Source organism: Cryobacterium sp. M91, assembly GCF_002929615.1.
GTDB lineage: Bacteria > Actinomycetota > Actinomycetes > Actinomycetales > Microbacteriaceae > Cryobacterium > Cryobacterium levicorallinum.
The window spans coordinates 16,393-29,185 of record NZ_PJJT01000074.1; the positions used below are offsets into that span (position 1 = coordinate 16,393).

Consider the following 12,793-nt stretch of genomic DNA (forward strand, 5'->3'; position numbering starts at 1 on the left):
CATGGCCGCAGTGCCGCTCACGCCCGAGCACGGCGTTATCGCGCACATGGCGGCGTCGATTCTGCTGGATTACCCCACGCCCCAGCGGCAGCGGCAGTTTTCGCTGGTGCGTTCAGGCGTTATTCAACTGCCCGACCCGCTGCGGGAGGCGTTCGACGCGTTCTTCACGGCGATCGACGGCTGGAGCGAGCAGGAGCTCGCCACCCATTTCACCGCGATCTTCGATCTGAAGCGCAAATGCTGCCCGTACCTCACCTACTACGCGGCCGGCGATACCCGTCGGCGCGGCATGGCGCTGGTGCGTTTTCTCGAGGCGTATCGGGCGGCCGGCTGGCAGGTTGACGCCGACGAACTGCCGGATTACCTGCCGATGGTGCTGGAGTTCTCGGCGCTGTCGGACTCACCGATCGCGCAGGAGTTGCTCTCAGCGCACCGCGACGGCATCGAGGTGCTGCGTACGGCGCTGGAGAAATTCGACAGCCCGTACGCGCACCTGGCGCGCGCCGTGTCGCTGTCGTTGCCCGAGATTGACGACGAAACCCGCGAACGCTACCTGGACCTCGTCAACGAGGGACCGCCGAGCGAGACGGTCGGCATGACCTACCTCGGCAATTTGAAGCCGTTTTCCGCGCACGCGAATGAGGCCAGATAGAAATGGGTAATGACAGTATGACCGCCTGGGATTACCTGCTCTGGGTCGCCTTTCCCTACGCCGCCTCCGGCGTGTTCGTGGTCGGGCACCTGCTGCGCTACCGCTACGACCAGTTCGGCTGGACGTCGCGATCGAGCCAGACCTACGAGAACCGACTGTTGCGCTGGGGCTCGCCGATGTTCCACTACGGCATGCTCATGGTGATCGGCGGGCACGTCGTCGGCCTGTTCATCCCGAAGCCGTGGCTCGAGTTCTTCGGGGTGACCGAGCATATCTATCATCTCGGGGCGACCTGGCTGGGAACATTCGCGGCCATACTCACGGTGGCTGGCCTCGCCATTTTGATCTACCGGCGACGCCTGACTAAGCGGGTGCTGCTCGTCACGACGGTCATGGACAAGGTCATGTACGTGTTCCTGGCCAGCACGATCTTGTGTGGCACCACGGCGACGGTGCTGTACCAAATCTTTGGCGGCGGCTACGACTATCGTGGGTCGATTTCGCCGTGGATCCGCTCGCTGTATGGCTTTCAGCCCGATCCCTCGCTCATGAGCGACGTGCCGTTCTTTTTTCAACTGCACGTGCTCACCGCGACGACGCTGTTTCTGCTCTGGCCGTTCACCCGTCTGGTGCACGTGTTCTCGGCGCCGCTCGGCTACCTCGTTCGCCCTTACGTGGTTTACCGTTCGCGCGATGACCCCCGCGGTGCCGGGGCGCGCCCGCCGCGTCGCGGGTGGGAGAAGAGCGAGCGCCCGCTGGAACGCTCACGGAAGTAGGCTGCTTTCATGGTGCGCATCAAGAGGGCCTATGACGAGGCATCCGCTGATGACGGATGCCGGGTGCTGGTTGATCGACTCTGGCCGCGCGGTGTTTCTAAGGAACGCGCCGAGCTCGATGAGTGGCTGAAAGACGTGGCGCCGTCGCCGAAGCTGCGCACCTGGTGGAAGCACGACCCGGAGCGAATGGATGAGTTCGCGCTGCGTTATCGCGCCGAACTCTACTCTGTGGCCGCGACCCAGGTGGCGGTCGCGGCGTTGCGCGCGCTCGTCGCCGAGGGTGTCACAACCCTGGTCTACGGAGCCAAGGACCCGCACGTGAACCACGCTCGAGTGCTCGCGGAGTAACCGACGTATCGCCACAATGTGCCGAAGCGGAATAGTGCGCCGCCATTTGGGCTTGCAGCTAGAGCCGCTCACACGCGAACACTCGCCTCGACGAGTACTGGCCGGCCCGGGGAACGGGGCAGTCGAGCGTGCGCGGTACCACGAATGGCAACAGAAAGTGTCGTACTAGTGACTTCAGCAGATCGCGTCAGCACCAGCAGAATCCCCAAATGGGTACGCTCCTTCGGCGTTCAGATCATCGCCGCACTCATTATTGGCCTGGGCCTTGGGCTGCTCGCCAAATACACCGGTAGCACCGAAGAGAGCCCGACCGGTCTCGGCGCCACGCTGAAAATCATCGGATCGAGCTACGTCTCGCTGCTGCAGGCGGCCGTCGTACCACTCATCTTTACAGCCGTGGTCAGCTCCATCGCCAATCTGCGCCAGGTATCCAACGCGGCGAAGCTGGCTTGGAACACCCTGCTCTGGTTCGCCATTACCGCGTTGATCGCCGTTGTGATCGGTATCGGCCTGGGCGTTCTGATCAAACCGGGTGCCGGAACCGGCATAGCCGAGGCCGGCGAGTACTCCGGCCGAACCGGCGATTGGTGGGCCTTTTTGACCGGGTTGTTCCCGAAGAACTTCCTTGGTCTGGGCGCGAGCACCAGCGTCGTTGACGGCACCGCGACCACCAACATCAGCTTCAACGTATTGCAGATTTTGGTCATCGCCATCGTGGTGGGAATCGCGGCGTTGAAGGTGGGCAAGCTGGCCGAACCCTTCCTCAACCTGAACGCATCCGCTCTGGCGGTTATTCAGAAAGTGCTCTGGTGGATCATTCGAATCGCGCCGCTCGGCACGATCGGCCTGATCGGTAATGCCGTCGCGGTCTACGGCTGGGACACCATGGGGTCGCTCGGAAAGTTCGCGGTCACCATCTACATCGGCCTGGTACTCGTATTGTTCGTCGTCTACCCGGTGCTGATCAAATCGCACGGGCTGTCCGTGAGGCAGTACTTCTCCGGCGTGTGGCCGGCGGTGCAGCTCGGGTTCGTGTCGCGCTCCTCCATCGGCACCCTGCCGTTGACCCAGCGCGTGACCGAGCGCAGCCTCGGTGTACCCCGCGCCTACGCATCCTTCGCCGTTCCGCTCGGAGCCACGACCAAAATGGATGGCTGCGCGGCGATCTATCCGGCCGTCGCTGCCATTTTCGTGGCCCAGTTCTTCGGCATTCAGCTGGACCTCACCCAGTATCTGCTGATCGTGCTCGTCTCCGTGCTGGGGAGCGCAGCGACCGCCGGTACCACGGGCGCCGTCGTCATGCTGACGCTGACCCTGTCCACGCTGGGACTGCCGCTGGCCGGGGTGGGCCTGCTGCTGGCCATCGACCCGATCATCGACATGGGTCGCACCGCTGTCAACGTCGCAGGTCAGGCGCTCGTGCCCACGATTGTGGCCAAGCGCCAGGGAATCCTAGACGAGACGCTCTACAACGCACCGCGCACCGCGCAGCCGTTCACGGACGACGCCGCCGCGGAGTCGGCGCCGAGCGAGCTGGCCGACACGCGGGCCTAGCCCACTCGCGCTGCTCGTTGATCGAGGAGCGAGCGATCGCGATCATGCGTGGGTCTCGACCGCTCGTTCCTCGCGTCTCGACCGACTGGTGGCCTCGAGCAGCGAAGCCTAGACCTGGTCGAGGGGGATGGATTCGTCGGCGAGGCGAGCGGGATCGACCGGCTCGCCCCGACGAATCAGAGCCTGAACGGTGTCATTGACGTCCCAGACGTTGACGTTCATGCCCGCGACGACACGGCCGGTCTGCTGCCAGAACACGATGAACTCGCGGGAATCCCGGTTGCCGCGGTAGACCAGCTCGGCGCCGTCGGTCAATATGCCGAATCCGGAATACTCCATGCCGAGGTCGAACTGGTCGGTATAGAAGTAGGGAATGGCATCGAACGAAACGCTCTGGCCGAGCATCGCTCGGGCCGCGGCCGGACCGCCGTTCAGGGCATTCGCCCAGTGCTCGCTGCGCAGCCGCTGTTTGATGAGCGGATGCTCCGCGTTGGCCACATCGCCCGCCGCGAACACGTGGGGATCGCTGGTTTCCAGGCTCGCGGAGACCAGAATTCCATTGTCGACTGCGAGCCCGGCCTTTTCGGCGAGTTCGACGTTCGGAACCGCACCGATGCCCACCAGAACGAGGTCGGCCGGCACGGTTTCGCCGCCGGCCAGGAGCACTCCGGTGACCCGGCCATCCGTTCCGACCAGGCTTTCGACGGTCACGGAGCGACGGATGACCACGCCGTTGCGCTCGTGCAGGCTCGCGAACAGGTCGCCGAGCTCGTCGCCAAGCGCCGCAGCAAGCGGGACGGCGCCACGTTCCAGGATAGTGACCTCGTTGCCGAGGGTGCGGGCGGTTGCGGCGACCTCCATGCCGATCCAACCGGATCCCACGACTACGAGTCGCTTGCCGCCGTCAGCCAGAACGGAGTGCAGCAGGTCGGAGTGGTCGAGGGTGCGCAGGTAGTGCACTCCGCCGAGGTTTGCACCCGGCACAGTCAGGCGTCGCGGCCGGGAGCCCGTGGTCAGGAGCAGCCGGTCGTAGCTCAGCTGCGCGCCGTCGTCGTTGTCGAGGAGGTGCGCGCTGAGGTCGAGGCTCACCGCCCGGGTGCCGGAATGCAGCTGCACCTCATGGTCGGGGTACCAGCTCGCACTCTGCACAAAGACGGAGTCGCGTTCGGCCGTGCCGGCCAGGTAGTCCTTCGACAGCGGCGGGCGAATGTACGGACGGTGTTCCTCGGCTCCGATCAGGTCAATCTGTCCGTCGAAGCCTTCTTCGCGCAAGGCTCGGGCAGCGCTCGCCCCCGCGAGGGACGCCCCTACAATCACAAAATTCTGCTGGTCGGCCATGTGTGGTCCTTCCTCGGGGGTGTGCTCTGACTGTACGAGGGTTTGGCGGTTTGGTCGAGGTGCGGCTGTGCCGGCCGCGTGCGCTACGCGGGACTTGCGCCAGTGCGCGGGAGTTCGGGACTGGCCAAAACTCCAGCGCCACGCGTCGCGCTGGAGTTGCGCCAGTGCGTGGGTGTTGCGCCTCCCGCGCAGCGGCGCATCCCCCGCGCGATCGCTCGAGACCGCCATCGCCCAACGGTGGCTGCCCGCGGGGCGGCGGGACGGCATCCGTTTAAAAGAGGATGCCAGGTTTCAGCTCGGCGCGACCAGGGTGTCGCAGCGCCAGCAGGTGGCGGGCAGCTCGCCCGGAACGAATGCACCGCAGTCCGGGCAGACCTGTTCGAGCCAGCAGGCTGGGTCGCCACCGATCGGGTTACCGCCGATTGCTGCATCGTCGACCGAGTGAGCGTCATCGTGTGTGGTCATCGTTTCAGTATGGCCCTGGGCCGGGAAAGACCCGAAGCCCCCCGCTGGAGGAGGAGGGGGCTCCGGGTGGGAGTCGAGCGTCAGCTCGGGTTGGGCGCGCCGGGACGCGCGTAGTAGAACCAGGCGAGGCCCGTGCAGAGCACGCAGAATACCGTGCAGCCGATGAAAAAAGTGGTCGGGCTCATGGCCGTGAGGGCCATTCCGACGATGAATGGGCCGAAGGCGGCGATCGCGGCGGTCCAGCCGATCGCGCCGCCGGCCTGGCGCTTGGGGAAGATCATCGGCATCTGCTTGAACGTTCCGGCGTTGGCGAGGCCGGAGAAGAAGAAGATGATGATCATGCCGGTGAGAAAGCCCTTGAACTCGTCGACGCTGGTCGGGGTGAGGAAGAACACCGTGACCAGGGTGCCGACGGCCATGCCGGCGCCGCCGATGAAGGTGAAGATGGCGCCGCCGAACCGGTCGCAGAGCGGGCCACACGCTGCACGCACGAGGGCGCCGAGTACCGGGCCGATGAAGGCGAAGGCGAGCGGGTTGGGTGCATCGGGGAAGTCGCCGTAGACGTTGAGGATGATGAGGCCCATTTGGGCCGCCAGGCCGCTGAACGCGCCGAAACTCATGAGGTAGATGAGCGTCATGATCCAGGTGTGCTTGACCGTGAAGATGTCCATCTGCTGCCGAAAGTTAGCTTTGATCGGCACTTTACGTAGAAAAATGAGAGCGAGGGCGACCGCGAGCAGCACCCAGGGGATGAGCACGAGGCCGCCGTTGTGCAGCCAGACCAGTTCGCCGTTCGAATCACTCTCCGGGGTCAGCACCGCGGTGCCGAGCAGGCCGAAGCCGACGACCCAGGGGGTGAGCAGCTGGATCAGTCCGATGCCGAAGTTGCCGAGCCCCGCCTGCAGGCCGAGGGTCGTTCCGGCGAGGCGCTTGGGAAAGAAATAGCTGGTCGAAGCCATGAAACCGGAGAAGCTGCCGCCGCCGATACCGGCTGCGAAGGAGAGCGCGAGCAGCACCCAGTACGGCGTCGACACGTCGCGGGCGACCAGGGTCCAGCCGATCATCGGCAACAGCAGCAGCGCGCTGGAGAGGGCGACGAGGATGCGCGTGCCGAGAATCGGCGGCAGGAACATGAAGACGAGGCGCAGCAGGCCACCGGCCAGGCCGGGTAGCGCGACGAGCCAGTACAGCTGGCTGGTGCTCAGGTCGAAGCCGATGTCGTTCAGCCGCGGAGCGATCGCGCTGACCAGGTACCAGGCCGCGAAACCGAGGGTCATGCTGAACGTGGTGATCCACAGGGTGCGCCAGGCGAGGTGTGAATCCCAGGTCTCTTCGTTTTCCGGATCCCAGTTCGAGAGGTCCGGCTTCAGCGTGGACGTGACGCGTGGTGGTGAGACGGTTGACATGGTTTCCTCGGCTGGTTGGTCGGGCAGCAGGCCCGCTTAGTAGCCAGCTTGTTCGCTTGCCGGTGCCGACGCGTCGCACAAACGCCGTGAAAAATGATTCGGAGCGAAGCGGATGCCGGCGGCCCGGTGCGATCGCGTCCGAGGTCGCACCCCTCCGGTGATCGAGTTTGCCGTCGACCAAGGTGATTGAGTCGGGGGTCGCCGGCATCCGCTTCTCGCTGTGGCGCGGCTGGAGGCGGTCCGTGGTCCGTCCCCTCCGTTGATCGAGCTTGCCGAGATCGCCATCGACCAACGTGACCGGGTCTGGGGTCGCCGGCATCCGATTCTCCCCGGGCGGGCCGCGGTACTCTAGAACGGTGAAAACTCAGCTCAAACTTGGGGCCGAACTCGGGGCCGTCGTGATCACCGTGTCTGATCGCTGTTCGCGCGGCGAACGCGAAGACAGGTCCGGCCCGGCCGTCGTCGATGCGCTCGGCGAGGTCGGCATTCCGTGCGGGCCGCCCCGGGTCGTCCCCGACGGAATTGAAAGTGTGGCTGGCTCTATTTCGGCGGCGCTCGCTGACGGCTCCCGCCTGGTCGTGACGACCGGTGGCACCGGCGTATCGGCGCGCGACCTGACGCCCGAGGGCACGGCGACGGTGCTGCACACGATTCTTCCGGGCATTTCCGAGCGGATGCGCGCGATCAGCGTCGCGACGATTCCCACCGCGGTGCTGTCCCGCGGCATCTCCGGCATCGCCGATTCGGTCGGCAACAACGGAGCCCTGGTGGTGAACCTGCCGGGTTCAGTTGGCGCGGTGCGGGACGGTGTGGCCATACTCGCGCCGCTCGTGCGGCACATCATCGACCAGCTCGACGGCGGCGACCACTGATGGGGGCACGTGCATCGGACGCGGATTTCTCGGCCGCGGGTTCTTCGGGTGTGGGCCGCGCATCGCTCGGCTTCGCCCGTGTAACCGAGTCGCTGCTCGACGTCACCGAGCACGTTTCGGCCGTTTCGGGCGTTTCCCACGGTGCCGTGGTGACGTTCATCGGACAGGTGCGGGACCACGATCCCGATGCGCTCGGGCGCGTCACGGGCCTGGACTATAGCGCGCATCCCGACGCGGGGCGCATTATCGGTGAGATTGCCGAGCGGGTGTTGACGCAGCATCCGCTGGTCGTATTGGCGGTCAGTCATCGCATCGGACACCTTGAGGTCGGCGACCTCGCCCTCGTGGCTGCGGTCGCGAGCGCCCACCGCGGCGACGCCTTTGCGGCCTGCGAAGCCCTCGTCGAGGCCGTCAAGGCAGAGGTCCCGATCTGGAAGAAGCAATACGAGGTCGACGGAACGCACTCCTGGGTCGGTTTGTAGCCTCGCCGACAGCGCTACTTCGCGGGTGCCGTTCAGAATCGCGGAGATCGCTGTTTCGGCGGCTGATCGGGGCCGTTGGGCGAAATTCTCCGCAGTTATGCGGGGAGCCCCTGGTACTTAGCCGCCGGCGAAGGGCGGGAGGACGTCAACGGTGTCGGTCGGCGCGAGCGCAACGGTGTCATCGGCGGCGCGGGCGCCGTTCACCAGCAGCGAGCAGAGGCCGAGCACGCGCACGAACTCGCTGCCGTAGCGTTCGCCGAGTTCGGCGCGCAGCTCGCCGATCGTGCCGGCATCGAGCGTGGCCGTTTCGGTCTGGGCGGCTTCGGCCGCTCCGGCGAAGAACCGCAGGGTCGCCATCACAGTTTTTCGGGAGTCCAGTCGAGGGCGAGTTCGCTCGCGGCGGCGCAGGCGGCCTCAATTGAGGCACCGGTACCCCCATTCTTCGCGGCTGCGAGGCCGATCAGAAAGGTGCTGAGTGGTGCAGCCGGCCGGGCCACATTGTGGGCCACGTCGCGGGCCACGTCGAGCAGGTCGCCGACCGGCACGTCGGCCGGATCGAGCTGGAGCCGGTCGGCGAGGGCGGTCAGCCAGTCGTCGAGCGCTTCGGGAGGCAGCGGTGCTGAACTCATTCTGGTCACTCCTCGGGTCGTGCGTCGGGTACACCGGTCAAACGCGCGGTGCTGCTCTCAACATCCTGCCACGTGTCGACGTCGACCCCGGTTTCGGATTCGTCCATCAGCCCTATGAGCTTCAGCCCCGACAGTAGGTTCCGCATGCTGGCGCCGTTGACGCGATCGCCGAGGCGGTCCACGGCCGCGCGCAGGGCGGGCGCCCGGTAGATTCCGGCGAGCCACTGGGCGTGGCCGGTGTAATCGGTGAGGTGCACACCGTCGGCCTGTTCACCGATATCCTCCAGAGCGGATGCCGCGGCGACCAGCAGGCGCGCAGCATCCGCTCCCCACGGAAGATCGCAGGCGAGCACGAGCAGCCAGGTGGCGGGCGCGTCAACGTTCGCTTCGACCTTGGTCGCGCCGTGTGCCTCGCAGTGTACTTCGACGTGTGCTGCGCCGTGCGCCTCGAGCGCGGCGAGGCCGGCCGCGATTCCGGCTACCGGGCCGCCGAACGGTGGGTCTTCGAGTGCCCAGATCAGTGCGGACGGCATGGCGGTAGCGGCGGCGGGCGTTGCGGCTGCGGGGGTTAGTGCCGTGGCCGTGGGCGACACGAGATTGGGATCGGGTGCGGGTGCAGGTGCACCTGTCGAGGGTGCGGGGTGCGCGGCGAGCGGAGGCGTGTCGGCGGCGGGCACCGCTGCGGGCGGGCCGACAACGACGGTGTGCCGGGCGACCGGTCGGGCGTCGAGCACCCTGGAGAGCAGGGTGCGCCCGGCCACCTCGACTGCGGGTTTGAGCGCGCCGCCGAGGCGGCTGCCACGCCCGCCCGCGAGCACGATGAGGTCGATGGTGAGTGCCGGAAGTGGGCTCATGAGGCGTGCCCTGGGCACGACCGCGCCCGATATGGGTGCGCGCTACGGTAACCGGCGTAGCGGCTACCCGTATCGGGCGCGGTCACGGGAGGGAGCATCCGCTTAGCCTTGGCTGCGCAGCCAGTCGCCGGACTTGCCACCACTCTTGGAGAGCAGACGCACGTTCTCGATCGTGACGGACTTGTCGAGGCCCTTGACCATATCGACGATGGCGAGAGCCGCGACCGAGACGGCGGTGAACGCCTCCATCTCGACGCCGGTGCGGTCTGCGGTGCGCACGGTCGCGGTGATGCTCACCCGGTCATCCTCGACGATCAGGTCGACGACGGCGCCGTGCACGCCGATGACGTGGGCGAGGGGGAGCAGGTCGGCGGTCTTCTTGGCGCCCTGGATTCCGGCGATGCGGGCCACGGCGAGCACATCGCCCTTGGGAGCCGTGCCGTCGCGGAGCGCCGCGATCACCGTGGCACCGCAGCGCACGAAGCCCGCCGCGGTGGCACTGCGAACGGTCGGAACTTTGTTGGTGACGTCGACCATGCGGGCTTGTCCGGCCGAGTCGAGGTGGGTGAACGGCTGGGTGGGCACTGTCGCGTCGGGAATATCGGTGGTGTGCGTCATGATGACAGCATGACAGTGATGAGGTCGCCGCCGCGAACGTGAGTCGTGTCTTCGGACACGATGGCAAGACCAGTTGCCTGCGCCAGCCCGGCGACGAGGTGCGAACCCGATCCGCCGCGGGAGGCCGGGCGCACCTCGATGTGGGTTCCGTCTCGGGTTCCGTCGGTGTCGGTGTCAGTCCCGGTCTCGGTTCCAGAATCGGTACGGTGCGTGACGATGACGGGCATGTACTGGGCGCGTCCGGGCGGGGAATTCCAGCCGTCGGCGACGGTCGCCGTGATGGTGCGGCGGTGCAGCTCCGGGTGCCCGAGCAGGCGGCGCAGCGCGGGGCGCACGAACACTTCGAACGACACGTAGGCGCTGACCGGGTTGCCGGGCAGGGCGAAGATGAGCGGTCCGGGCACGTTTTCGGTAGCGGGCCAGCGTCCGAACCCCTGGGGCTTGCCGGGTTGCATCTTCACCGGTCCGAAGTGCACGGTGCCGAGGGGTTGTAGTACGGCTTTGACCACGTCGTACGCTCCGACACTGACGCCGCCGGAGAGCACGATCACGTCGACCGTTCCGGCCAGGTCGGTGAGCAACGCGCGCAACGTGTCGTCGTCGTCGGGCACGGCGCCCACCCGAATGGCAACGCCGCCGGCTTCGGTGACGGCCGCCGCCAGCAGAAAGGAGTTGGAGTCGGGAATCTGACCGCGCCGGGTCGGGCTGCCGGGGGTGACGAGTTCGCTGCCGGTGGAGATGACCGCGACGCGCGGCGCCGGGTGCACCAGCACAGAGCTGGTTCCGGCGCTCGCCGCTGCGGCGACCCGGGTCGGCCAGAGCACGCTTCCCGCGCCCAGCACGCGGTCCCCGGCGTGGGCGTCTTCGCCGGCGCGGCGCACGTGCGCTGCGGCCGTGGGGGCGCGCACGATGGTGACCCGGTCGGTGCCCTGGTCGGTGTCTTCGATCGGAACGACGGCATCCGCTCCGTCGGGAATCGGCGCGCCCGTCATAATGCGCGCGACTTGCCCGCGCATCAGGTGTGGGTTCTCGGCGGTGCCGGCGGCCAGGTCGGCGACGACGGGCAGGTTGATCGGGTTCTGCGCCGAGGCGCCGAGCAGATCGGCGCGGATAACGGCGTAGCCGTCCATCGCGGAGTTGTCGAACGGAGGAGTATCGGTCGCTGACAGCACGTCCTCGGCGAGCACCAGGCCGCGCGCGGCGTCGAGCGACACGCGCACCGGCACCAGCGGCTTCAGGTCGGCCAGAATCACCGCCAGTTGTTCGGCGACGGTGCGAGCGGATGCGGCCGGCGCGCAGGCATCCGCTCTGTCGGAATGCGTGTGGTCGTGATGAGCGGCGTGCGCGCCGTCAGCCTGCGCAGGTCGAACCAAGAATTCGTTTGGCACGGCCGTCGCGCCGGGCAGATTCGTCTCGGTCATCGGCTAGTTGTGGCTGTCGGGCTGGCGGGCGCTGCCCTGTTATCCGGAGCCGACGCGTGGCGCCCGGTCGGAGTCGGCTCGAGGGACGGCCAGCGGCTGCCGATGCCGGGCGCGCGTCCCGCCGTGACGAGGTCGTCCCAGGCCACGATCCCGCCGGTGAGCACGGAGACGTCGGTGAATCCGGCCTCGCGCAGCGCGGCAGCAGCGCGGGCGGCTCGCCCCCCGGCGTGGCAGTGCACGATCAGCGGGGTCTCCACCGGGAGGGCGGCCCGGCCGGTGTCGGAGAGTACCCCGTCGGTGAGGAGCTCGCCGAGCGGCAGTAGTCGGGCCGTCGGAATGGAACTCTCGGCATTCTCGTTCGGCTCGCGCACGTCCAGCACGAGAAAGTTGTCGTTTCCGGCGCGTTGGGCCTCGAGACGTTCCACGAGTTCGGCACCCGAAACCTCGGCGGTATTCTCTGCGGCGACGCGGGCGGTTTCGGCCGCGAGCTCGGCCGCGACCTCGGCAGCGGTCGGCTCGGCGGCGATGCCGGTTCCGACCAGTGGAATCTCGCTGAATCGGCCGGACAGGGCATCGATCACGAGCACCCGGCCGATCAGCGGGGAGCCGATTCCGGTGATGAGCTTGATGGTTTCGGTCGCCATGAGCGATCCGACCTGGCCGCAGAGAGCGCCGAGCACGCCGGCATCGGCGCAGTTGGGCACTTCACCGTCGGCCGGCGGTGTCGGAAACAGATCGCGCAGGTGCACTCCGGTGACGCCTGAGCTCGCCGGCGGCGTGGCCCAGAACACCGAAAGCTGGGCATCGAATCGCAAAACGGATGCCCACACCAGCGGCAGTCCGAGCCGCGCGCAGGTGTCGTTCACGAGGAACCGGGTCGGAAAGTTGTCGGTGCCGTCGATGACCACGTCGTAGCCGCCCAGGATCTCGGCGGCGTTATTCGCGACCAGACGCTCGGCGTGCCGAACGACGGTGGTCTCCGGGGCGATCTCGGCGATACGCTCGGCGGCGCTGTCTACCTTGGGGCGACCGACATCCGCTTGACCGTGAACGATCTGGCGCTGGAGGTTGCTCGGTTCCACGTCGTCGCCATCGACGATACCGATGGTGCCGACGCCCGCTGCCGCGAGGTAGAGCAGCGCGGGGGAGCCGAGCCCGCCGGCGCCGAGCACGAGAACCCGAGCGTTGGCGAGGCGGCGCTGGCCGAGTTCGTTGAGCTGGGGGAGGCGGCGCTGGCGAGCGGTCCGCACGGATTCGGATGCGCTGAGGCGGTCAACGGGCTCAACGAGGGGAGGAATGGCCATGGCTTAACGCTAGGCGTTGCGCGGCCCCTCGGCCACCCATCCCGCGCGCTCTCCTCTGCCTTCCCATCCGTCCA

The 12,793-nt window shown here is 67.2% G+C and carries 15 protein-coding genes; 6 read left to right on the top strand and 9 right to left on the bottom strand.

Annotated elements, in window-relative coordinates; all coding sequences use genetic code 11:
* Window position 1: 1 nt before the first annotated feature.
* From narJ to CXY80_RS04310, 4 genes are all read left to right on the top strand, one after another.
* On the top strand, window positions 2-652 hold the full coding sequence (gene narJ, locus CXY80_RS04295) for a nitrate reductase molybdenum cofactor assembly chaperone (protein ID WP_104131778.1): 651 nt from the start codon (window positions 2-4) through the stop codon (window positions 650-652).
* Window positions 653-654: 2 nt separating this feature from the next.
* Entirely contained in the window at window positions 655-1,428 is a 774-nt protein-coding gene (narI, locus tag CXY80_RS04300; protein ID WP_233194964.1) for a respiratory nitrate reductase subunit gamma, read from the top strand.
* A 9-nt stretch (window positions 1,429-1,437) separates the two neighbouring features.
* A complete protein-coding gene (locus tag CXY80_RS04305) occupies window positions 1,438-1,776 on the top strand; it encodes a DUF488 domain-containing protein (protein WP_104131735.1) in 339 nt (112 codons plus the stop codon).
* Between the two features lie 168 nt (window positions 1,777-1,944).
* On the top strand, window positions 1,945-3,330 hold the full coding sequence (locus CXY80_RS04310) for a dicarboxylate/amino acid:cation symporter (protein WP_369828625.1): 1,386 nt from the start codon (window positions 1,945-1,947) through the stop codon (window positions 3,328-3,330).
* A gap of 108 nt (window positions 3,331-3,438) precedes the next feature.
* Here CXY80_RS04310 and CXY80_RS04315 read toward each other — a convergent pair whose 3' ends face one another.
* From CXY80_RS04315 to CXY80_RS04320, 3 genes are all read right to left on the bottom strand, one after another.
* Window positions 3,439-4,668, bottom strand: a complete 1,230-nt coding sequence (locus CXY80_RS04315; RefSeq protein WP_104131736.1) for an NAD(P)/FAD-dependent oxidoreductase — start codon at window positions 4,666-4,668, stop codon at window positions 3,439-3,441.
* A gap of 291 nt (window positions 4,669-4,959) precedes the next feature.
* Entirely contained in the window at window positions 4,960-5,133 is a 174-nt protein-coding gene (locus CXY80_RS19675; RefSeq protein ID WP_166787499.1) for a hypothetical protein, read from the bottom strand.
* Window positions 5,134-5,213: 80 nt separating this feature from the next.
* A complete protein-coding gene (locus tag CXY80_RS04320; protein ID WP_104131737.1) occupies window positions 5,214-6,539 on the bottom strand; it encodes an MFS transporter in 1,326 nt (441 codons plus the stop codon).
* Between the two features lie 356 nt (window positions 6,540-6,895).
* On the opposite strand from CXY80_RS04320, the gene CXY80_RS04325 reads away from it, so the two are divergent.
* Window positions 6,896-7,411 (top strand): molybdenum cofactor biosynthesis protein B, encoded by a 516-nt coding sequence (locus tag CXY80_RS04325; protein ID WP_104131738.1) that lies wholly within the window; start codon window positions 6,896-6,898, stop codon window positions 7,409-7,411.
* The gene (locus CXY80_RS04330) at window positions 7,411-7,893 is read left to right on the top strand and encodes a molybdenum cofactor biosynthesis protein MoaE (protein ID WP_104131739.1); all 483 of its coding nucleotides are present in this window, start codon (window positions 7,411-7,413) and stop codon (window positions 7,891-7,893) included. Before CXY80_RS04325 ends, CXY80_RS04330 begins: the two co-directional genes overlap by 1 nt.
* A gap of 117 nt (window positions 7,894-8,010) precedes the next feature.
* Here CXY80_RS04330 and CXY80_RS04335 read toward each other — a convergent pair whose 3' ends face one another.
* From CXY80_RS04335 to CXY80_RS04360, 6 genes are all read right to left on the bottom strand, one after another.
* Window positions 8,011-8,250, bottom strand: coding sequence for a MoaD/ThiS family protein (locus CXY80_RS04335; RefSeq protein WP_092448272.1), 240 nt, complete (start codon window positions 8,248-8,250; stop codon window positions 8,011-8,013).
* Complete coding sequence (locus tag CXY80_RS04340) at window positions 8,250-8,522, bottom strand: DUF6457 domain-containing protein (RefSeq protein WP_092448271.1); 273 nt, start codon at window positions 8,520-8,522, stop codon at window positions 8,250-8,252. The genes CXY80_RS04335 and CXY80_RS04340 overlap by 1 nt, the downstream gene beginning before the upstream one ends.
* Window positions 8,523-8,527: 5 nt before the next feature.
* On the bottom strand, window positions 8,528-9,376 hold the full coding sequence (locus CXY80_RS04345; protein ID WP_104131740.1) for a molybdenum cofactor guanylyltransferase: 849 nt from the start codon (window positions 9,374-9,376) through the stop codon (window positions 8,528-8,530).
* A gap of 102 nt (window positions 9,377-9,478) precedes the next feature.
* Window positions 9,479-9,994, bottom strand: a complete 516-nt coding sequence (gene moaC / locus CXY80_RS04350; RefSeq protein WP_092448269.1) for a cyclic pyranopterin monophosphate synthase MoaC — start codon at window positions 9,992-9,994, stop codon at window positions 9,479-9,481.
* Window positions 9,991-11,415 (bottom strand): gephyrin-like molybdotransferase Glp, encoded by a 1,425-nt coding sequence (glp, locus tag CXY80_RS04355; protein ID WP_104131741.1) that lies wholly within the window; start codon window positions 11,413-11,415, stop codon window positions 9,991-9,993. Before glp ends, moaC begins: the two co-directional genes overlap by 4 nt.
* Window positions 11,412-12,719 carry a ThiF family adenylyltransferase gene (locus tag CXY80_RS04360; RefSeq protein ID WP_092448267.1) on the bottom strand — a complete coding sequence of 436 codons (1,308 nt, stop codon included), beginning with the start codon at window positions 12,717-12,719 and terminating at the stop codon, window positions 11,412-11,414. The genes glp and CXY80_RS04360 overlap by 4 nt, the downstream gene beginning before the upstream one ends.
* Window positions 12,720-12,793 lie beyond the last annotated feature (74 nt).

Bases quoted from the DNA above. Each gene is read 5' to 3' on its own strand.
- narJ (WP_104131778.1), top strand. From the start codon at position 2: ATGGCCGCAGTGCCGCTCACGCCCGAGCACGGCGTTATCGCGCACATG.
- narI (WP_233194964.1), top strand. From the start codon at position 655: ATGGGTAATGACAGTATGACCGCCTGGGATTACCTGCTCTGGGTCGCC.
- CXY80_RS04305 (WP_104131735.1), top strand. From the start codon at position 1,438: ATGGTGCGCATCAAGAGGGCCTATGACGAGGCATCCGCTGATGACGGA.
- CXY80_RS04315 (WP_104131736.1), bottom strand. From the start codon at position 4,668: ATGGCCGACCAGCAGAATTTTGTGATTGTAGGGGCGTCCCTCGCGGGG.
- CXY80_RS19675 (WP_166787499.1), bottom strand. From the start codon at position 5,133: ATGACCACACACGATGACGCTCACTCGGTCGACGATGCAGCAATCGGC.
- CXY80_RS04320 (WP_104131737.1), bottom strand. From the start codon at position 6,539: ATGTCAACCGTCTCACCACCACGCGTCACGTCCACGCTGAAGCCGGAC.
- CXY80_RS04330 (WP_104131739.1), top strand. From the start codon at position 7,411: ATGGGGGCACGTGCATCGGACGCGGATTTCTCGGCCGCGGGTTCTTCG.
- CXY80_RS04335 (WP_092448272.1), bottom strand. From the start codon at position 8,250: ATGGCGACCCTGCGGTTCTTCGCCGGAGCGGCCGAAGCCGCCCAGACC.
- CXY80_RS04340 (WP_092448271.1), bottom strand. From the start codon at position 8,522: ATGAGTTCAGCACCGCTGCCTCCCGAAGCGCTCGACGACTGGCTGACC.
- CXY80_RS04345 (WP_104131740.1), bottom strand. From the start codon at position 9,376: ATGAGCCCACTTCCGGCACTCACCATCGACCTCATCGTGCTCGCGGGC.
- moaC (WP_092448269.1), bottom strand. From the start codon at position 9,994: ATGACGCACACCACCGATATTCCCGACGCGACAGTGCCCACCCAGCCG.
- glp (WP_104131741.1), bottom strand. From the start codon at position 11,415: ATGACCGAGACGAATCTGCCCGGCGCGACGGCCGTGCCAAACGAATTC.
- CXY80_RS04360 (WP_092448267.1), bottom strand. From the start codon at position 12,719: ATGGCCATTCCTCCCCTCGTTGAGCCCGTTGACCGCCTCAGCGCATCC.